11 protein-coding genes are annotated in these 20456 nt (G+C 46.0%); 3 read left to right on the top strand and 8 right to left on the bottom strand.

Features of this window, described 5'->3' with window-relative positions; all coding sequences use genetic code 11:
- Positions 1-189 precede the first annotated feature (189 nt).
- The 3 genes from IM792_RS15310 to IM792_RS15300 all read right to left on the bottom strand — a co-directional run bounded on the left by IM792_RS15310 (position 190) and on the right by IM792_RS15300 (position 3565).
- Positions 190-1173 (bottom strand): FecR domain-containing protein, encoded by a 984-nt coding sequence (locus IM792_RS15310; protein WP_194102770.1) that lies wholly within the window; start codon positions 1171-1173, stop codon positions 190-192.
- A gap of 304 nt (positions 1174-1477) precedes the next feature.
- Positions 1478-2044 carry an RNA polymerase sigma-70 factor gene (locus tag IM792_RS15305; RefSeq protein ID WP_194102769.1) on the bottom strand — a complete coding sequence of 189 codons (567 nt, stop codon included), beginning with the start codon at positions 2042-2044 and terminating at the stop codon, positions 1478-1480.
- 156 nt (positions 2045-2200) lie between these two features.
- The gene (locus tag IM792_RS15300; protein WP_194102768.1) at positions 2201-3565 is read right to left on the bottom strand and encodes a M20/M25/M40 family metallo-hydrolase; all 1365 of its coding nucleotides are present in this window, start codon (positions 3563-3565) and stop codon (positions 2201-2203) included.
- A gap of 166 nt (positions 3566-3731) precedes the next feature.
- Here IM792_RS15300 and IM792_RS15295 point away from each other — a divergent pair, with 166 nt between their 5' ends.
- The 3 genes from IM792_RS15295 (at position 3732) to IM792_RS15285 (ending at position 8874) form a co-directional block, all read left to right on the top strand.
- On the top strand, positions 3732-5306 hold the full coding sequence (locus IM792_RS15295) for a Na+/H+ antiporter (RefSeq protein WP_194102767.1): 1575 nt from the start codon (positions 3732-3734) through the stop codon (positions 5304-5306).
- A gap of 122 nt (positions 5307-5428) precedes the next feature.
- The gene (locus tag IM792_RS15290; protein ID WP_194102766.1) at positions 5429-8056 is read left to right on the top strand and encodes a sugar-binding domain-containing protein; all 2628 of its coding nucleotides are present in this window, start codon (positions 5429-5431) and stop codon (positions 8054-8056) included.
- 35 nt (positions 8057-8091) lie between these two features.
- Positions 8092-8874, top strand: coding sequence for a sterol desaturase family protein (locus IM792_RS15285; RefSeq protein ID WP_194102765.1), 783 nt, complete (start codon positions 8092-8094; stop codon positions 8872-8874).
- On the opposite strand, the gene IM792_RS15280 is transcribed toward IM792_RS15285, so the two are convergent.
- The 5 genes from IM792_RS15280 to IM792_RS15260 all read right to left on the bottom strand — a co-directional run bounded on the left by IM792_RS15280 (position 8871) and on the right by IM792_RS15260 (position 20449).
- The gene (locus IM792_RS15280) at positions 8871-9899 is read right to left on the bottom strand and encodes a substrate-binding domain-containing protein (RefSeq protein WP_194102764.1); all 1029 of its coding nucleotides are present in this window, start codon (positions 9897-9899) and stop codon (positions 8871-8873) included. The genes IM792_RS15285 and IM792_RS15280 overlap by 4 nt on opposite strands.
- Positions 9900-10045: 146 nt before the next feature.
- Entirely contained in the window at positions 10046-12337 is a 2292-nt protein-coding gene (locus tag IM792_RS15275; RefSeq protein WP_194102763.1) for a GH92 family glycosyl hydrolase, read from the bottom strand.
- Positions 12338-12442: 105 nt separating this feature from the next.
- Positions 12443-15571 (bottom strand): TonB-dependent receptor, encoded by a 3129-nt coding sequence (locus IM792_RS15270; protein WP_194102762.1) that lies wholly within the window; start codon positions 15569-15571, stop codon positions 12443-12445.
- A 37-nt stretch (positions 15572-15608) separates the two neighbouring features.
- Complete coding sequence (locus IM792_RS15265) at positions 15609-17315, bottom strand: RagB/SusD family nutrient uptake outer membrane protein (protein WP_194102761.1); 1707 nt, start codon at positions 17313-17315, stop codon at positions 15609-15611.
- Between the two features lie 20 nt (positions 17316-17335).
- Entirely contained in the window at positions 17336-20449 is a 3114-nt protein-coding gene (locus tag IM792_RS15260; protein WP_194102760.1) for a SusC/RagA family TonB-linked outer membrane protein, read from the bottom strand.
- Between the last annotated feature and the right edge of the window lie 7 nt (positions 20450-20456).

Here is a 20456-nt window from a genome sequence, read left to right as displayed (position 1 = left end):
AATTAAGCTTAACCGCATAAATGCTTTACATATCAAATGTGAGGACAATGATTTATTTGTCATATATTTGATCAAAAATTTATAGTGATGAAATGCCCTTTCGGGTTGACTATGAATTTGAGGGCCCTGAGCCCGTAGAGGTTGGGTGTGCTGGTACCACATTCAACCTTATTTTTTAGTAATATTTTTCTACTCTATATGGGTTCTCCTTCTCTTTGCTTTTAGTGGTGATTGCTGTGTTTTTAATATTGTATAGGTAGTACTGTCGGTATTAGTATATTTTGTGTGGGTTATTTTGGTAACCGCCTTTAATATGCCCGATAATGTTTGCCCCTGGAATATGGCGGTGATGTGTTGCGCCGCCAGCTGATCATCAGCAATATTGATGGTTACGCCGTATTTATTGCTAAGTACTGATGCAACCTCTTTCATATTCGCATTCTCGAATATCAGCTTATCATCTATCCAGGCGATAGCGTCTTCGGGGTTTTTAAGCGTATCCAACTCAAATGCACTTTTACCCTGACGCATAGTTGCTGATTGGCCGCGGGTAAGTACCGCCAATGCGTTAGCCTGCTCATGCTTTACGGCTACCTTACCGGTTAGTACCGTAACATTAAGCGGCGATACCGATTTTGGGTAAGCGCTTACGGTAAATGTAGTACCCAATACATGGGTAAGTAAATTACCTGAGTGTATAACAAATGGCTTATCGGCATTGTGGAAAACCTGGAAATAAGCCTCGCCTGTTAAATATACTTCACGCTTATCGCCATTAAAATTTTCGGGGTAACGCAGCTCGCTATTGGCGTTAAGGGTTACACGTGTGCCATCGGCCAGGGTTACTACCTTGGTTTTGGCTGATGCTGTTTGCTCGGTTAAATAAGCAACCTCGGTTGGTTTGGTATAACGCGGGTACAAAAACAAAGCCGCACCACATATAACCAATAACAGGGCAGTGTGCTTAAACCGTTGCCTGGCTTTTTTAATAGCCCAAAGCCTTAATACTATATTTTGATAGATGCCATCCCAACTGATGGTGTGCGGTGGCGTTTTGTGTTGCGCCTGCTCCCAATGCTTTTTGAAGGCACCGTCAAATTCGTCGAGATTATCCGACTCCTTAACCGCTCCGATAAGTTCATCAAACTCCTCGCGGGTACATGTGTTTTCCATGTACTTTTCAAAGAGCTCTGATTTGCGTTGCCTGTCGTTCATTAATATCCAATTGATACACTAAAGACACAGCAAAGCATCGATCAGACTAATGCATTGTAAAATAATTATTACTTTTTTTTGATCTTTCTTTAAAAATAAGACACATCCAAGCATCAATTTAGATACTTTACACGTTTTAGCAGATTATTTTGGCCTAAAACCTAAAAATCATACCCTAAAATTATTTTTTGATAAAAAATCCAAAGAGAAATCACCCGCCTTAATGATAGGTTCTAATATCGACGAATATTGCAAGATCAAATCAGCTATACAAGCAGCAAAATAGAAGTATAAAGGTGGGATGCACACCATTTTTGGCGAGATAAGTATTTATAAAACTCAAAGCGGCCATCAAATGGTTTTTAACGGTATGCTTTGAAAGATTTAGCTCGGATGCTATTTCATCATAGCTCATGCCATCTTCCTTACATAGTTTGTATACCAGCTGGCGTTGTGGAGAAAGCTTACTTACGGCATTGTTGATTAAAGCTTTACACTCAGATGCGGCAAGGCGGGCTTCGGTGTTGTTATCATTTACCACGGCAACACGCATCAGCTCGTTAACCAGCTTTACATCGCTGGCGGTTTTACGCAGATAATTAAGGGAATAGTTACGGGTGATAGTATATATATAGCCGCCCAGATTTTTTACATCGTTAAGCGCCTCGGCATTTGTCCAAAGTTTAATGAATATCTCCTGGGTTATTTCCTCGGCGGCGTACTGAGATTTTGCTATAGCGTAAACCTGGCTATAAACCTGTTGTTTATAGCGTTCAAATACTTCCTCAAAGGTTAAATTCTGGTGGCGATTTAATTTAAACCCTCTCATTACAGTTAATAGTAATTACGTGATTTTGGACTTCCTAATATAATTAAAAACCTTCCATAACAAAATTTAAAGTATTTAAATGTTATTAAATTATTAAAAAAATTCTCCCCGGAGTAGAAAAGGCAGTATAAATGCGCAATTTCAAAACTTTTAGGTTTAACGCTTACGACTTACAGCAGGCACAACAGGCAAACTTTCGTTACCGGTAGCGCTTACAGACTGCACCGCGAAGAAATAATTATCCTTTGAGTAGGGCAATTTCATCGAAGTATCGGCAGTAAAAATCTTTTTTTGCCAGACCGGGCTTGTAGTTTCGCGCATCAGCACATAATAACCGGCAGCTTTACCGGCAGGTGCTTTCCAGCTTAGCTCGGTCAAGTTACTTAGGGCTACCACGGCAATATTTACGTCCTGCGGCGATTGCGGTGCTTTGGCCATATTGGCCAGGTTGCTCAAATTCATGGCGGTATTTTTGCGCAGGTACTCAAAATCCATAAACTCAGCCAGATCACCATACTGAATGCCCTTTTCAACCCGCACGTCCTGGTGCTGGTGGTTAAAATTCTCGTTCATTTCGGTAATGCGCACCGCGGCATAACCTTGTTGCTGGTAAGGCAGATGATCGCCACCACGTAAAAAACGATCGGGGCGATAGATCATCACCACATCCAGGTTATCTACATAACGCTCCCCTACCTCCTTTACATAACGAGCTAACTGGCGCGACGGACCATCATTCTCCAAACCCATAGCACGGATAGCAGCGGCCTTTTGCTCGGTAAGCTCAAATGCCGACAGCCCCTCGCTAAATACCCGCACACGGGTGTTACCTATTATATTGGTTTCGTTACTGTTATTGCTACCTATAATATCATTATTAAGCACGGCTTGTATGTCCCACTTATCACGCTTGGCATTGGCTGCCATAAAACCCGCGCCAAGCAACCCCTGCTCCTCTCCGCAAACGGCTACGAATATTATCGTGGCCGGGAATTTATGCTTGCTCATGATGCGGGCGCATTCAATAACCGCGGCCGTTCCGCTGCCATCGTCATTAGCGCCGGGTGCTATCCCGCTACGATCCATCACACTACTGCGCATATTATCCATGTGCCCGCTAATGATGAATACCCGGTGATCATTCGGGTCGGCACCCTTTAGCGTACCTACCACATTGGTAAGCACAACCGTGCTATCAATACGTTTACCATCGGGCTTGTAGGTACTGGTATCAAATTTTGCCGTAAACCTCCCTCCCGATGTGGCGGCGAAACTCTTAAACCTGCTCAATATCCAGTTACGGGCGGCGCCTATACCACGTTGCGCATCGGTAGTGCTGCTTAAAGTATTGCGTGTACCAAAGCTTACCAGTTTATTAATATAGTTTTTCATGGAATCGGCTGATACCTCGGCAACCATACCGGCAATCTCGGAATCCTTATTGACAATAACCGGCGATTGGGCAACCGACACCTTATATATACATACTATTGTTAACAGGGTAAATAAAAGTTTCTTCATGATGCGTGGAGTGAGTTGAGCTAAAAATAAACATGATGCGCTTATTTGCCGCCTTTGTTAGTGTATCTTTTTAGTTGCAGCCATCAGCATAGCTTTAAAATACAGTCCGCTTTTTCTGAAAAAGTAATATAACTTTATTGCAACAACACCAACCCATTATTTATTTATGTTAGATAGCTTTCCGTTTTACCTGAGTCTTGCCGTTGTAATTGTATTGCTGGTTATGCTGGCCAACCGTATAAAAGTAGCCTACCCTGTTTTGCTGGTAATTGCAGGCCTGGCGCTAAGCATTATACCCGGCATGCCGCAGGTACACATTGATTCGGAATTGATATTCTTTATTTTTTTACCACCCTTACTTTACGAAGCCGCCTGGCAAACATCATGGAAAGAGCTCTGGCGCTGGCGGCGCATAGTATGCAGCTTTGCCTTTGTGGTGGTATTTTTCACGGCACTATCGGTAGCGTTGGTGGCCAATTATTATATACCCGGCTTTACTTTGGCGCTGGGCTTTTTGTTGGGTGGCATCGTATCTCCGCCGGATGCGGTGAGTACAGCGGCTATACTAAAATTTGTAAAGGTGCCTAAACGCATGTCGTCCATATTAGAGGGTGAGAGTTTACTTAACGATGCCTCATCACTTATTATATTCAGGTTTGCCTTTATTGCCGTAAGTACCGGGCAATTTGTATGGCACCAGGCGGCATTGAGTTTTGTGTGGATGGTAGTTGGCGGCATAATAACCGGGCTGGCGATAGGCTTCGTGATCATGAAGATACACAAGCTTTTACCTACCGATGCCAATATGGATATTATACTCACCCTGGTTACACCATACGCCGTATATATATGTGCTGAGGAAGTGCACAGCTCGGGTGTGTTGGGTGTGGTTGCCGCGGGGCTATTCCTGTCATACCACCGGCATAGTTTTTTGTCGAGTTCGGCACGTTTGCGAAGCACCAATGTTTGGGAAAGCCTGAGCTTTTTACTTAATGGACTGGTATTTTTACTTATCGGCCTCGATCTGCCCCAAATAACATCCGAACTGGGTGATGTAAGTATAAAGGCCGCCATTGGTTATGGCTTACTGATAAGCGGCATACTGATAGTTACCCGAATTATTGCCGCTTATGGCGCGGTGATCACTACGCTGATAGCCCGTAATTTTATAACCGTGGCCGATGCCAGTCACCCCGGGTTTAAAACTCCCTTGCTTTTGGGCTGGGCGGGTATGCGTGGCGTGGTATCATTAGCGGCGGCATTATCAATACCGGTATATGTGCATCAGGGCGTGGCGTTTCCGCAGCGTAACCTGATACTGTTTATCACCTTTATAGTGATATTGACCACCTTGTTGCTGCAAGGCTTAACGCTGCCTTTCATGATCAACAGGATACATCTGCCCGATCCTGACGAGAAGATGCCGGAAGATAAGGTATACCTGAAACTACGCCGACAGCTAAATAAGCTCGCCTTAAAATATCTGGATGAAAAGTATCCGCAGGGATTGGAAGATCCCCCGGCACTACACCAAATGGCACAAAAATGGCGACTGAATAGTAACGAGCCAACAGACACGGATCTGCCCGATGAAACCCGAGATGTTTATAGCGAGATATTAGACCAGCAACGTGTTTGGCTGTTGAAGCGTAACCTCGAAACTTTCTCGATAACCGAGGATGTGATACGCAAGCACCTATTGTTTCTTGATCTGGAAGAAGAAAAGCTAAAGTATTTGTAAACAAGCTTAAAAGCTATTAATTCAAGCATAAAAAATCATCTACCTAAATAAAAGTAAATTTTCATAAAATCGATTTAGTAGATTTTATATATTTGGCATTATAAACCAAATATAACCCCTTCATGAAAAAAGCTTTACTGCCGGCTATAGCGCTTATGGCCTTGTTGTTAGCCTGTTTTGATACACATGCTCAGGATATAAAACTTAAATGGAAGGTTTTTCCGGCGGATGAGCAGGCTACGGCCAATAAGGTATTGGTATCCGGCTACCAGCCACAAAACGCTGTTGACGCTGTGGTGCCGGGCACGGTATTTTACTCGTACGTAAAGGCCGGGGTGGAGAAAGACCCTGATTACGCGGGCAATATTTACCAGGTTGATAAAGCCAAATACAATAAACCTTACTGGTACCGCACCAGCTTTAAAACACCATCTTTATTAAAAGGTAAACGCCTGCGCCTCAACTTTAACGGCGTACATAAACGTGCCGAGGTGTACATAAACGGCAAGCACATTGGCACTATACAAGGTATTGTTGAACGGGGATTGTATGATGTTACCGATCTGCTCAACACCAAAGGCGAAAACACTGTAGCGGTACTTGTAATAACTCCCGACCCAACGTTTAACCTGGCCAACCGCCAAACCCCCACCTACCTAAGCAGCGGTAGCTGGGACTGGATGCCAGCCGTACCGGGATTAAACAGCGGCCTTACTGACACCGTTGCCTTAACCCTGACAGGCCCGGTAACTATACAGGACCCTTGGGTAAGCACTGATCTGCCCGAAAAAGATCTGGCTAAACTAACTGTACAAGCCAGCTTGAAGAACACCACCAACACCGCTGTAAACGGCCATGTAAAAGTGACCATACAGCCGGGCAATATCAGCTTTAACGGCCCTGCTATCAGCATAAAGGCTAATAGTGCAAGCATGGTTAATTATAACGCTAATGAGTTTAAACAATTAGCCATAAATAACCCTAAGCTTTGGTGGCCAAATGGTTATGGCGCGCAAATCCTGTACACCTTAAAATTAAGCTTTGTAAGCGATGGCGGCCTTACCGAAACCGCTGTTAAGCGCTTTGGCATACGTAAGGTAACTACCGATACCACCGCCCTGAAAGGCCCTATGCGGGTTTACGTAAACGGGCAGCCCATACTGCTAAAGGGCGGTAACTGGGGCATGAGCGATTATATGCTTAAGGTGCGCGGCAAGGATTATGAGCCGCGCATCCGCTTGCATAAAGAGATGAATTTTAACACCATACGCAACTGGACGGGCGAGGTAACCGACGAAGCTTTTTACGATTACTGCGACCAATACGGCATTATGGTTTGGGATGATTTTTGGCTCAACAACTTTGGCCCGGTTGATAGTGTTAAGAATTTTGAACTGAACGCCATTGAAAAGGTAAAGAAGTTTCGCCATCATCCGTCCATCGTGATATGGTGCGGGGCCAATGAGGGTTTGCCGGGTGGTGATACTACCGGCGCGCTCAGTATGGCTATTAAAAAGGCTATTAACGAGAATGATGCCGGGCAGCGCCTGTATGTACCACGCTCAAACGCCGGGCCTACCAACCCAAATTTCTCTATTCATGGTGGCAGCCGTATGCTGTCGGGCAGTGGTAACTGGAGCAATACTGATGCTAAAACCTACTTTACCGACCCTAAGAATGGCTACCTGTTCTCGCATAACTCGTGGGGTATGCGTAGCGAGTTGGGCATGGCTACGTTTGTAAATATTGAAAGCTTTAAGAAATTCATGTCGCCTGAGTATTGGGTGGCACCTACCGAACAAGCGGTTGACAGCAAGACCAATGAGTGGGCGCAACACTACTTCAGCACGGCGGGCGAGCTGGGCGGCGGTGCCGATCCGGTGAAATACATCCGCACCATAAACAGCAGTTACGGACCATCAGCTTCGCTGGAGGAATTTTGCAAGAAAGCCCAGTTATTGAACGTTGAAGGCATGAAGGCCATGTTTGAGGCCTGGAACGACCACATGTGGAACGATGCCTCGGGCATGCTGATATGGATGAGCCAGTCGGCCTACCCATCCATGATCTGGCAAACGTATGATTATTATTACGATTTGACAGGCGCATACTTCGGCGCCAAATACGCCTGCGAGCCTATTCACATTCAATGGAGTCCGGCTACAAATTCTATCAAGGTGATCAATAACACGGCATCAGCATTAAATAACTATCAGGCTGTAAGTGAATTTTATGGGGCTGATGGCAAACCACTTGCCGGGTACTCAACCAATAAAACAGCCAGCTACCCGGCTAACGCGGCTACAGAGGCATTCAACCTGTTTAGCGGGAAAGATACTACCAAATTGCCTGAACTGTATTTTGTAAGGCTGAAACTTTATAATGGGCAGCATAAGCTGGTATCTGAAAACTTTTATTGGGCAGGCAAAAAGTATCTGGATTATAAAGCTTTGAATGCAATGCCATCGGTATCAAAAGCCCTCACCATAAGCAAAGCAACCACAAAAAAGGCAAGCAATACAGATAATACACTGCTTACCTACACCATAGCCAATACATCAAAAATGAGCGCGGCATTTGGCATACGGGTACAGTTGCTTGATGATAAGGGCAAACAAATACTGCCCGCCATAATAAGCGACAGTTATTTTACCATGATGCAAAATGAAACCAAACAAATTAACGTTGAAGTAAAAACCACGCTATTAAAGTCTGGTTATCATTTAGTTGCTGAACCTTTTAACAAATAAACGTATTCTATAATGTCTGTTAAAAAATTAAGATCATGCAGGATGCCATCAACTCATTTCTCCGGATTTTCAGCGTAACCACCATCAGGTATTTTGTGATAGCGGGTGTACCCTTCGTGCTGTTTTACATATTGTTTAAAAACAGCTTTACCAAAGCCAAAATACAAGCCAAGCACGCGGGCTTTAAGGATTTTGTGCGCGAGATACTGCACTCCATGCAAACCACGCTGGTATTCGCTGTTATTGCTTTGATCGTGTTGTTTTCGCCGTTAAGAGAGTATACGATGGTGTATACCAAATTATCCGACTATCCGGCCTGGGTTATGCCTGTTTGCCTGCTGCTGAGCCTCATTTTGCACGACACTTATTTTTACTGGACGCATCGGCTCATTCACCATAAAAGGCTATTCAAGCATGTACATTTGCTGCACCATAAATCAACCAACCCATCGCCGTGGGCATCATACTCGTTTCACTTTCTGGAAGCCTGGAGCGAGGGTTTTGTGCTGATACTGCTGGTGTTTATTTTGCCTATGCACACACTCACCATAGTACTGTTTACGGTAGTAGGCTTTGTTATAAATGTTTACGGGCATTTAGGCTACGAGATAGCACCTAAAGGTTTACGTCGATCTTTTCTGTTCGAGATATTGAGTACATCAACTTACCACAATATGCACCATAGCCGCTTTAAAGGAAATTACGGCTTATATTTTCGCCTGTGGGACAGGCTAATGAAAACCGAAAACCCCGACTATGTACAGCAGTATGACCGTATACAGGCACAGCGTTTTGGCAAGGTGGAAGTTGTCAATTAAGCCTCCTTCAACTGCGCTGATGATTCCCTCAAGTTCAGCGTTGTTGATAGGATTATCTTTTGCATGGGTTGTTCGGAGTTTTTTTGCTCTAACTTTTTGAGCAGCAAACTGATCACACTTTCGGCAATGGCTTCAATGGGCTGGGCAATGGCCGATACGGGCGGGGTATGCAGCTTGAAAACATCATAATCATCAAATGATATTACGGCAACATCATTGGGTATACTCAGGCCAAGGTCTTTAAGTACTTTTAGTCCGCAGGTACCAATATGGTCGGTGCCAAATACAATAGCCTCAAGTGCCTGGTGTTTTTTCAAATAGGCGTTCAGCGGCTCCACGATCAGGTTTTCATTGCGGTTAAAATCAACTTCCTTAACAAAGGCTTTTTGCTTGGCCTCTTTCATGGCCAGTTTATAACCATTCATGCGGTCAACCATCTGCGTTTGCTCGGATGTGAACGATATAAAGGCTATGCGCTTATACCCCTGCTGCAACAAATGTCGGGTGGCATTGTAAGTACTAAATTCATTGTTAACCACCACATAATCAGTATCAATCTGCGGCAAATAACGGTCGAACATTACTACCGGCAAACCGCTTTTAATTATATCCTGCACATCATCCTCAATATCCTTGGGCGGGGCCATAATAAAGCCATCCACATGCTTATCGCGGAACATGCCTATCAGTTCGCGGGTTTTATCGGTTTTGTTATCGGTACTGCAATACAGCAGGCGGTAGCCCTTTTCGTATGCCCGATCTTCGATCAAACGGGCTATGTTGGCAAAAAACGGGTTTGATATATCCTCAACCATTAAACCTATGGTGTTTGATTTACCTGTGCGCAAGCCCTTTGCCATAGGGTTTGGCCTGTAATTCACCTCCTTAACCAGCTTTAGCACACGCGCCACCAACTCCTCGCCTATCCGCTTTTCCTTTGCACGCCCGTTCAGGATGAACGATACCGTGGTCTTTGAAATATTAAGCTCGTTGGCAATATCATTGATGGAATATTTTTTAGTCATACTAAACCGATTTTATAAAGGCTACAATATAGGTTTTATTTTTCAGGTTTTATCCGGGCCGGATATTGGTGATTGACGGTCAGCATAAATCACTGACCATCAACCAAAACCAAACTTAACACATTTTATAAAGTTTAAAAACTATTTTATGGTTTAGCAGTAGAAACCGAAAAAGGTTTATCAGCTTTTGCTAAACCCCGCTTGTAGGCAGGCTTTGCGCCCATGGTAAAACGCAGCGTACCGCCATTCATAATAGCCTGGTGGCTCAACCAGTTATGCGTGTACGGCTTACCGTTTAGCGTGGCCGATTGTATGTACACGTTTTGCTTGCTATTATTATCAGCCTGGATGATGAATTTCTTACCATTCTCTAAGGTGATGGTTACCTTTTTAAATACGGGGCTGCCTATCACATACTGATCGGTACCCGGGCATACGCTGTAAATACCCAGCGCGCTCAGCACATACCACGACGACATTTGGCCTTGATCTTCATCGCCGGGATAACCGTTTTCGGTAGCGTTGTACAGCTTTTCGGTAACCTTACGGGCGTACTCCTGTGATTTCCAGGGCTGCCCGGCGTAATTGTACAGGTATATCATGTGCTGTATGGGCTGATTGCCATGCGCGTATTGCCCCATATTGATGAGTTCCATCTCGGTCATTTCGTGTATTGCGCTACCGTAGCCCCCCACCTTGATGGTTGAAGGTTGCGAGAAAACCGAATCAATTTTGGCGGTAAAATTCTTATCGCCGCCCATCAGGTTGATCAGCCCCTGTACATCATGAAAAACCGACCATTGCCAGTGCCAGGCATTACCCTCGGTATAAGGGCCTCCCCAATCCAGCGGATCGAACGGCTCAACCCATTTACCCTGATCATCCTTAGCGCGCATAAAGCGGGTACCGGGGTCGTACAGACTTTTGTAGTTGTACATATTTTTGCTAAAAGCGGCCATCATTTCCTTATTGCCTACGGCCTTGGCTAACTGGTAGCCGCAAAAATCATCATAAGCATATTCAAGTGATTGCGCGGTGGCACCCAGCGTTTTTTCGGAGTAGGGCACATAGCCATTGGCATTATACTCCTTAGCGTTACCACGACCATTAGCGCCACCCCAAGGGCCTTTGTTATTAGCTTCGTGATAGTATGCCTTCAACGCCTTTTCGGGGTCGAATGTGCGGATGCCCTTTACCCAGGCGTCGGTTAATAATGATATGGCATGGTTGCCGATCATCCCCCCTGTTTCCGCCGGGAACGACCACGATGGCAGCCAGCCGCATTGCTCCTGCGCGGCAAGCAGGGCCTGCATATATTGTCCCTCTACTGTCGGGTTAATAATAGTATTCAGCGGGAATTGCGCCCTGAAGGTATCCCAAAAACCATTATCGGTAAACATGTAACCATCGTGCAGCTTACCATCATACGGACTATAATAATAGGGTTTACCCTCTTTATTCAACTCAAAAAAACGGTGCGGAAACAAGTTTGCCCGATACAGGCATGAGTAAAAGGTAGCCTTTTCTTCCTCGGTACCACCCTCAACCAGCACACGGTTGAATAGCTTATTCCACAGTTTGGCCGATGCTGCCCTGGTATTATCAAACTTTGCGAATTTGCCCAACTCGGTATTTAAATTCAGGCTGGCCTGCTCAGGGCTTATGTATGATGATGCCACCTTTACCTGCACCACGGTGCCCGGTTCAAACTCAATATAAGCGCCCTTGCCATCGCCCTCATCAGTGGTATTGTTAGGTTTAATATCACCTTTCTTGTTCTCCCAGGTACCGTATGTTTTAAATGGTTTATCAAACTCCAGTTCAAAATAATTCCTGAAATCCTGCGGTGCCCAGCGGCAGTTGTTCACCCAGCCGGTTATCTTTTTTTTATCGGGAGATATGGTAACAGCGCTTTGTTTGGTGTAACCATCAAGCACCAAATAAGCCGGTGCACCCGCCGGGAAACTGAAACGCAGGTGCGCGCCACGCTCGGTAGTGGTCATCTCGGTAACAATGTTATTATCCAGCTTAACCTTGTAATAATCGGGCTGCGCTACCTCGTTTTTATGCGAGAATTTTGCCGTCCTGTCATCATCCATTACCACCAGTTTACCGGTAACCGGCATCAGCGAAAACACGGCATAATCATTAACCCATGAGCTGCACTGGTGCGATTGCTGAAAACCACGTATGGTATTTTCAAAATACTGGTATTTCCAGCCGTCGCCGTTTTTGCCGGTTTGGGGTGTCCAGGTGTTCATGGCCAGTGGCACGCTGGTGGCGGGGTAAGTATTACCGTACGATAGTTCAAACTTACTGTTAGTACCCTGCAAGGTATTGGCATAGCTCACCAGATTCTTAACCTGCGCCATGGCGGTACTGGTTGTTAACAAGGCCGCAATGGCCACTTTTAAATAGGTAGTTTTTCTCAGCATCATCAATATTTCATATCAAAAGCCAAAAGCATATCCTGGTAAACCGAACAATGCTTTTGGCTAAGTTATCATTATGTATTTTACTTGTTGTACTTAATATTCATCCCACTAAAATGTTACCTGTATACCCAGATTGGCAATACGCTGATTAGGATAAACATCGCCCGCCGAACTTGTAGCCACTTCCGGATCTTGCTGATACCTATCATAATTTCGCCACGTAAACAGATTATAAGCACTCACGTACAAACGGGCGTTCTTGATATTAAAAGGCAACATTTTGGTTGGGAACTGATACCCAAAATCCAGACTTTTTAAACGAATGTAATGCGCGTTGATCAGCCAATAATCTGACAGGTAGTTTGATGGACTGCTCACCGTCAGCGGGTCAGTGCTCAGGCTCGGGAATTGCGCGGTGGCAGCCGTAGCCGGTGTCCAACGTTGCTGATGGATAGGCTGAAACTGGCTCTTGAATGGCTCAACACCTGTACCAACTACCGCGAAGCTGTAACCGTACGCCCCTTGCAGCAGCACATTCAGGCTAAAACCTTTATACGTTGCACCCAAAGTTAAACCCACAAAGGTATTAGGCACGTTAGGGCTACCGATAGCGGTTTGGTCGTACACATCTATTTTGCCATCCTGGTTAATATCCTGATATTTCAGGTCACCGGCCTGTATACGGGCACCATTGCCGGGTATGGCCGGGCGGTCGGGAGCGTTGCTGTTTATCTTCTCCACATCCTCCGGGGTATAATAGCCAATGTATTTATAACCAAATATTTGCCCGATAGGATGCCCGGTACGATACAGCCACGGGTATGCCGGTGCCGCCTCGCGCTGATCAATGATCTTATTTTTAGCGTACGAGAATACCAGGTTGGAGTTCAGCTGTACCTGCCCAATGGATGCCTGGTAACCTATCTGCGCCTCAAAACCACGGTTAACTGATGTACCGCCGTTTACAGCAGGCACGCCTATACCAATTACGTTTGATACATCTCCGGGATAGATCAACTGGTTATAGCGGGTGTTATGAAAATACTCCAGTACCACGTTCAGCTTGTTGTTGAACATGTTTGATTCCAGCGCCACGTTAAACTCCTTTTGCGATTCCCAGAAAACATCGGTATTGGCAAGTGTGCCCTCGCTTATGCTGTTGGCACCTTGCGGGTTTACCCCAAAGTTATAGCCGCCACCGGTGTTGTAAAACTGCGAGTAAATGTAACGTGAGCCGCCAATAGCGTCAGACCCTACAATACCGTATGATGCACGCAGCTTAAGGTATTGCACAAACTTTACGTTATTTTTGAAGTAATCTTCATTGGCGATGTTGTAACCTACTGACATGGCCGGGAAAAATCCGAAACGGTGATTAGCCGCAAACCTGTCTGATCCGTTGTAAGCGCCCGTAAAATCGATCAGGTATTTATCTTTATAACCATAGCCTACCTTTAATGATTGACCGCTGAATTTAGCCGGAGGGTTAGCCTGATCATTATCCTGATACTGGTTATACAGCAACAAGCCGGTTACGTGGTGGGCATTATCAAACACCCTATCGTAAGTGGCAAAAGCTTGCAGGTTTACACGGGTAATGTACGTGTTGGTGTTACCCTCCAGGTTATAATCGGACAATACGTATTTGCCGCGCGGATCAAGTGTGTAGGTGTCTGTCTTGGGGTCGTAATGATAACTTGGGGGATTAAATGTTGGCAAGCCCGAATTATTATATCGGTATAACGATTTGGTATACTGCTCAATACTCGAATAGCTTAAGCGCCCAGTAACCGACAGGCCCTGCGTAATGCCATCAAGATTTTCCTTAATGTCAAACAGCGAGTTAAAATCGGTACGGGTGCTGCGGTCATACCCGCCGTTGGCCAGGCGGGCGTTAATGGTACTTAATTGTTGCGGGGTATTTTTAAGCGATGTACTGTTAAACTGCGAATAATTGTAAGCGTAGCTTCCGTTAGGATTTAAGAACGGGGCCGAGAATGGGGTAACCTTGGTAAAATCATATATCTCACTCAAAATATTAGCCGTATGCGGCTGATTGATGATACCGAAACGCGCGCTCAAATCCAACCGCAAGGTTAGGTTCTTGTTAGCTTTCATATCCAGATTTGAGCGGAAGTTGTAGCGTTTAAAGGCATAATCGCTATTGATCTGATTTTGCGGGTCTGAAAAATTGCGTAGCAAACCATTTTGGGTGAGCGCGCCGCCGGTAATAAAGTATTTAACGTTATTGGTACCACCCGATATATCCACATTTGAATTAGCCTGAAAGGTGTAATCTTTCAAAATGGCTTTGTACCAGTTAACATCTGGGTGGCCGTAAGGGTCGCTTCCGGTGCGGAAGGCTTCCAGATCGGCATCCGTGAACGAAAGGGTACCGTTGGGTAAGTTGTAGGTGTTATTATAATTGGCTTCAGCTTCGTTTATGAGTTGTGCCGATTGATAGGCGTTCAAAAACTGCGGTATCTTGGTGGGCGATTGCACACCCGACTCCAGCCTTAAATTCACATTTGGCGCCCCTGCCTTACCGCGGCGGGTAGTAATTACCAATACGCCGTTAGCGCCCTTAACACCATAAATAGCTGTGGTTGAGGCATCCTTTAATATGGTGATGGTTTCAATTTCGTTCACGTTGATCTGCTGCACCTGGTCGGCTTGGTATTCCACATCATCTACAATTATAAGGGGCGTATTCGAGCCATTGATAGAGCTTAAACCACGAATGTAGAATGATGCCGCATCCCGGCCCGGCTGCCCCGAAGTTTGCTGCGAAAAGAAACCCGGTAAACGTCCCGCAAGGGTATTCTGCACGTTAGCTGTTGGCACGGTACGCACTTCGGAGGCGCTGATCTGGCTGGCGGAGCCGGTGCTGGTTATACGTTTTTTAGGCTGATAGCCCACTACCACCACCTCATTCATATCTTGCGATGCTGATTGCAGTATAACATCAATATTGTTTGATGCGGGTACCTTTGCTTCCTTTTGCGAAAAGCCCACATACTTTACCAGCAACACGCCCGATGTGCCCTTTAAAGTAATTTTGAACTTACCGTTGGCATCGGTTATGGTAACATTGGCAGGCAATCCTTTTTCAACTACGGTGGCGCCCGGTAAAATACCCCCGGCATCTTTTACAGTACCCGTTACCTCCCGTTGCTGCGCGTAAAGCATGGCAGGCAGTAGTATGGTTGTTATGAGTAATAGTATTAATCTTCTCATGATAATATCTTGATTCAAATAATTGGCTGTAGGTTAATTACCATCCGGGGTTCTGTTTCAGGTTCGGATTTTTGAGCGTTTCGTTATACGGGATGGGGTACAGATACATGGCCGGTGCCGTAAACTTTGGCGTAAGCACCGGGGCATAAGCATAGATAAACCCTGCCGATGTATTGTTGATGGTTACCCCTTGTATGGGTTGGTTCATCACGGTTTCGGCTATCTTCCAGCGGCGTATATCAAAAAAACGGTTTTCCTCAAAGGCCAGTTCCACACGGCGCTCTTGATGTATAACCTCGCGCATTTGCTGTTGGGTAAGTCCGGCGGGTAATTGGTATGGGTCCAGCCCGGCACGTTGCCTAACCTGTTGTACCGCCGCGTATATCGAGGCATCAGGCGCGGGCATCACCTCGTTGGCTGCCTCGGCATACATCAGCAAAATATCGGCATACCTGAATATCATCCAGTCCTCGGGCGAACTGGCGTAGTTGCTCTGCGTTTCGTACAGCGCCATAAACTTGCGCATGTAATAACCCGTAATGGTTTGCAGTGTGCCAATGTTAGGCTTGCTGCGGCCACCCTCATAGGTTTGCACCGTTGAATTTAGCCAGGGCGAATTATTATAGAATATAGTAGCCGTAAGCCTCGGATCACGATCAGCATACGGATCATTAGCATTGTAGCCCGATGCGGCATCGGTTATGGCCAAACCATTCTTCATACCAAAGGCATCAACCAGGTTTTGGCTTGGGCTGGTTTTGCCCTGCCCTATCGGGTTGGTGGTAAAACCTATAGGCCCGTTGTTTGATTCAACCGTGTTGGTTTGCCCGTTAGGCCGCTGAAATATCACCTCGGTGTTGGCGGGTACCTGGGTAATAAACGCGTTCTTATAATCGGCCACTAATGAAAATGCATTCAGATCCATCACCGCTTTAGCTGCCTGAGCCGCACGCTGCCAGCGGCTGTCATTAGCGTTTGTATAGCCAGTAAGCGGGTTAGCGGCATCAATGTTACCACCGTTAAATAATGGACTTGCTGCATACAGCAACACCTTTGCCTTTAAGGCCAGCGCTGCCGCGTTTGTTGCCCGCTGCGAGTTGGCTGATGGGTTGGCCAGCGGCACGGTAAGCATACTATCCTTTATGGCATCGCACTCGTTAACTATGTATTCCACGCAATCCTCAAAAGTATTGCGGGGCAGACGCAGGTCATCATCAAGGGTAAACACACGGTCGCCAAGCAGGGGCACGCCGCCATAGCGCTTAAGCAGGTTAAAGTATTGCATGGCACGTAAAAAGCGGGCTTCGCTTTTCCAGGCGTATTTCATGGATACGCCGGGGCGTAATTGATCCTTAACCGGCACTATATCAATATTGCTGATAAATATATTAGCCTGCCTGATGGCTTTGTAGCTATCCTCCCAAATGTTATCTCCGGCAGGCAGGTTGGTGGCGTTATACGCGCCGGTTGCCAGGCGGTAAACATCAATAGTAGCGTTGTTGGTTGCTGATACGGCATCATCAGTAGCGGCGTCCAAATATTCACCATTTACACGATTATGGCCCGATTTAAGGAAGGCGTAAACGCTGTTGAGGTAGGCGTAAGCATTGGTACCCAACGAATCGTCCTTATCAAAAACATAATCGATGGTGCGTTGCTCGGCAGGTACAGGCTCATACTTTTTACAGCCTGCGGCTATGCCAACCACGGTGATCACTGTTATTATTTTGTATAATGTTTTCATGACTTTCACGTTAGCTATCGTTATAATTTTACACTTATCCCTGCGTTAAACACCCGCATTATGGGGTACGCCAATCCGTTCACTTCCGGGTCAAAATCCTTGAAGTCAGACAGGGTGACCAAATTCTCGCCGTTCACAAATACCCGCAGGTTGGCAACGCCAAATTTTGAGGTAACCGAGTATGGCAGCGTATAACCTACCTCGGCATTTTTTAAGCGCATATAATTGCCCGAGTGCAGATAAAATGTTGATACCGCGCCATTATTAGGATTAGCACCCGCCGTTAAACGCGGCGATGTGGCCGTTGCGGCAGTTTCAGGTGTCCAGCGGTTAAGTATAGTGGTATAGGCCTGTCCGTATGGTGCGGTACCGAAGCCGCCCTTGCCCATAAAGCCCTGGGTAATATCGCCCTGATTAAATATCATCTGGCTATTGCCCACACCCTGGAATATGGCGCTCACGTTAAATCCTTTGTAATTAAAACCAAGGTTCAATCCATAGTAAAGCAAAGGCTTCAACCCGCCAATGGCCGATGCATCATTTTGATCAATAATTCCATCATTATTCAGATCCTTGTATTTTATATCGCCCGGTTTGGCGGTATAACCGGCTGTGGTGGCACTGCTGCTGGCTTCGGCCTGGGTGTTAAAGAAACCCAAAGAGGTATAACCATATATGGCCGATAGCGGCTGACCTGTACGCGTCATCCATGGGTACATTTGCTGCAATTCATCAGCATATACCTGTTTGGTGGCTACTATATTAGCATTACCGGTAATAAAGTAATTAAAATCGCCAATGTTGCTTTGGTGGGTAAGCGTAAGCTCACCGCCCGATATTCTGTTGATGCCAATATTTTCAACCGGGTAGGTAGCGCCTATCAGTTGGTTGCTGCTGCCGCGTGTACGCAGCAGATCGTAATAGCGGGTGTAATAATAATCGGCAGTAACTAATAGCTTGTTGTTGAATAAGGCTATATCAGTACCTAAATTAAACTTGTGGGCACGCTCAGGGTTAAGGTTGGGGTTGATGACGCCATTAACCTCACCATAACCGCCGCCGGTAGAATAACCTGTTCCTTGCGGATAACCGCCGCCCGAACCTGAATCGTAAGTACTGCGGTAACTGAAATAACCCGACAGATCGACATTACCGTTACCGGTATTAGCATAGCTGGCGCGCCATTTCCACGAGTTGATCCAACTGATGTTATCTTTTATAAAGCTTTCGCGACCCATTTGCCAGCCCAAACCACCGGCATAATACCAGCCATAACGGTGGCCGGGAGCATAACGATCGTCGCCACTGTTGTTGATGGTACCGGTTAAATAATATTTATTGGCATAGTTGTATGATAGCTGCAAGGCCCGGTTTTGCATGTAGCGCGATAGATCGTACGTTAACACTACCGACCTGAAATCGTAAAACAGCATGGCGTTAAAGTTGTGGTCGCCTACGCTGCGATCATAATTAACCGCCGCCTGCGCATAGGCATATCTTGAGTTCGATACGTTGTTGAAGCTGTTGCTTTGCGCCCTTGGGTTACCGTAGGTATTGTAGCTACCATCGGCATTGTAGCGGTACACCGCGTTTTGCAAACTACGGTCGATAAAGTTTTGAGAGTTGATAGCGAAGTTACCCTTACCACGTAGTGATAAACCTTTGATGCTTCTGCCCAGATCGTACTTCAGATCAATATTGGTCAATATATCATGGTTTTGGGTATTGGTATAGCCCGAGTATTGACTCATGGCCAGCAAGTTGTTATTGTAGTAGTCAAGATTTTGCCCACCAAATGATCCGTCGGGATTATAAACCGGGTAAGCGTTGCCTGGCGTACCATAAAGTCTGTCCAGAATAGTAGTGAACCCTGTACCACCCTGCCCCGGGTAAGTAATGGTTTGCACTCGGCCAAACAGTTGCAGGTCGATATCAAAATCCTTACTGGCGGTGATGTTAATGTTGGAGTTAAGAATGTACCTGCTCAGGTTGGTATTGGTATTGTACGATAATGATTTATCGGCATTAAGTATCCCCTCCTGATTAAAATAATTAAGCGATACCGAGTAGCGTGCCACAGCGTTACCGCCCGTAATGTTCAGCTTATAATTACGCATGGGGGCGTTTTTGCGAAGCAGGGTTTTAAACCAGTTAACATCCGGGTGGCCGTATGGATCAGTACCGTTACGGTAAGCGTCAAAATCGGCACCGGTATAAACAGGTGAGCGGCCATCATTTTGCAATGCTTCGTTATATAAATAAGCATATTGTGAAGCCGCTAATGGTGTTGGCAAGCCTAACGATTGCTGTATGCCCTGCTGAGCGGTGAACGATATCAAAGTACGGCCTTGTTGCGCTTTTTTAGTGGTTATAAGCAATACCGCGTTCGAGCTGTTGATACCCAGCAAAATGGTTGATAAACCATCCTTTAATACCGATACCGATTCAATAGTTTCCGGATCGATAGAGGACAGCTCGCGCTGCACCCCATCAATAACGGTGATGGGTGCCTGTGCCCCGTTGAACGGATTAACCGCGCCACGCACTTGCAGATCAAACTGCCCGTTATTATCATCAGCCTTGATGTTTCGGCCTGATACATAGTTGAAACCGAACGAGCCTGTTGTTGGTGAGCCCGCCTGCGGATTAGGGAAACCACTGCGCTGCCTGGTATACAAACCGGCCAACTGCCCCGGCAAGGCATATGTATACAACGAGCCCGGCGTAGTAGTAAGCTGATTAGTGTATATGGTTGATACCGCCGCCAGATTATCATCGGCGTTTACGGTATTGTACAGCACATCAAGCTTTTGCGGATTGCGCAAAAACTTTTCGGATAGCTGGATGCCTACCGTATCGGCCTTTACCCTGTATTGCGCCACGTTGTAGCCCGTGCCAGTGATTTGCAACGTGCTGCCTCGTGGGGCGGCTATATTAAAGTTTCCCTTGTCATCAGTAGTAATGGTATCGGTAGATTTAAGCACCACTACCTTTATGCCCTTAAGGGGGATATTGAACTGATTGAAAACCGTACCGCTCACTGTGCCGCCGCCTTGCGCACGGGCGCGGTTAAGCCCCGCCATCGCCATGATCAGCAGCATCAAAATACTTTTTGTAACGTATCTATATTGCATCAGATTT

The organism is Mucilaginibacter sp. JRF (genome assembly GCF_015223065.1).
Lineage (GTDB): Bacteria > Bacteroidota > Bacteroidia > Sphingobacteriales > Sphingobacteriaceae > Mucilaginibacter.
The sequence above is the reverse complement of the archived record's forward strand: the minus strand, read 5'-3'. Positions and strand labels throughout refer to the sequence as shown.

What these genes read in the sequence shown, in the direction of transcription:
- IM792_RS15310 (WP_194102770.1), bottom strand. Translation starts at nt 1,173, where the DNA reads ATGGAAAACACATGTACCCGCGAGGAGTTTGATGAACTTATCGGAGCG.
- IM792_RS15305 (WP_194102769.1), bottom strand. Translation starts at nt 2,044, where the DNA reads ATGAGAGGGTTTAAATTAAATCGCCACCAGAATTTAACCTTTGAGGAA.
- IM792_RS15300 (WP_194102768.1), bottom strand. Translation starts at nt 3,565, where the DNA reads ATGAAGAAACTTTTATTTACCCTGTTAACAATAGTATGTATATATAAG.
- IM792_RS15295 (WP_194102767.1), top strand. Translation starts at nt 3,732, where the DNA reads ATGTTAGATAGCTTTCCGTTTTACCTGAGTCTTGCCGTTGTAATTGTA.
- IM792_RS15290 (WP_194102766.1), top strand. Translation starts at nt 5,429, where the DNA reads ATGAAAAAAGCTTTACTGCCGGCTATAGCGCTTATGGCCTTGTTGTTA.
- IM792_RS15285 (WP_194102765.1), top strand. Translation starts at nt 8,092, where the DNA reads ATGCAGGATGCCATCAACTCATTTCTCCGGATTTTCAGCGTAACCACC.
- IM792_RS15280 (WP_194102764.1), bottom strand. Translation starts at nt 9,899, where the DNA reads ATGACTAAAAAATATTCCATCAATGATATTGCCAACGAGCTTAATATT.
- IM792_RS15275 (WP_194102763.1), bottom strand. Translation starts at nt 12,337, where the DNA reads ATGATGCTGAGAAAAACTACCTATTTAAAAGTGGCCATTGCGGCCTTG.
- IM792_RS15270 (WP_194102762.1), bottom strand. Translation starts at nt 15,571, where the DNA reads ATGAGAAGATTAATACTATTACTCATAACAACCATACTACTGCCTGCC.
- IM792_RS15265 (WP_194102761.1), bottom strand. Translation starts at nt 17,315, where the DNA reads ATGAAAACATTATACAAAATAATAACAGTGATCACCGTGGTTGGCATA.
- IM792_RS15260 (WP_194102760.1), bottom strand. Translation starts at nt 20,449, where the DNA reads ATGCAATATAGATACGTTACAAAAAGTATTTTGATGCTGCTGATCATG.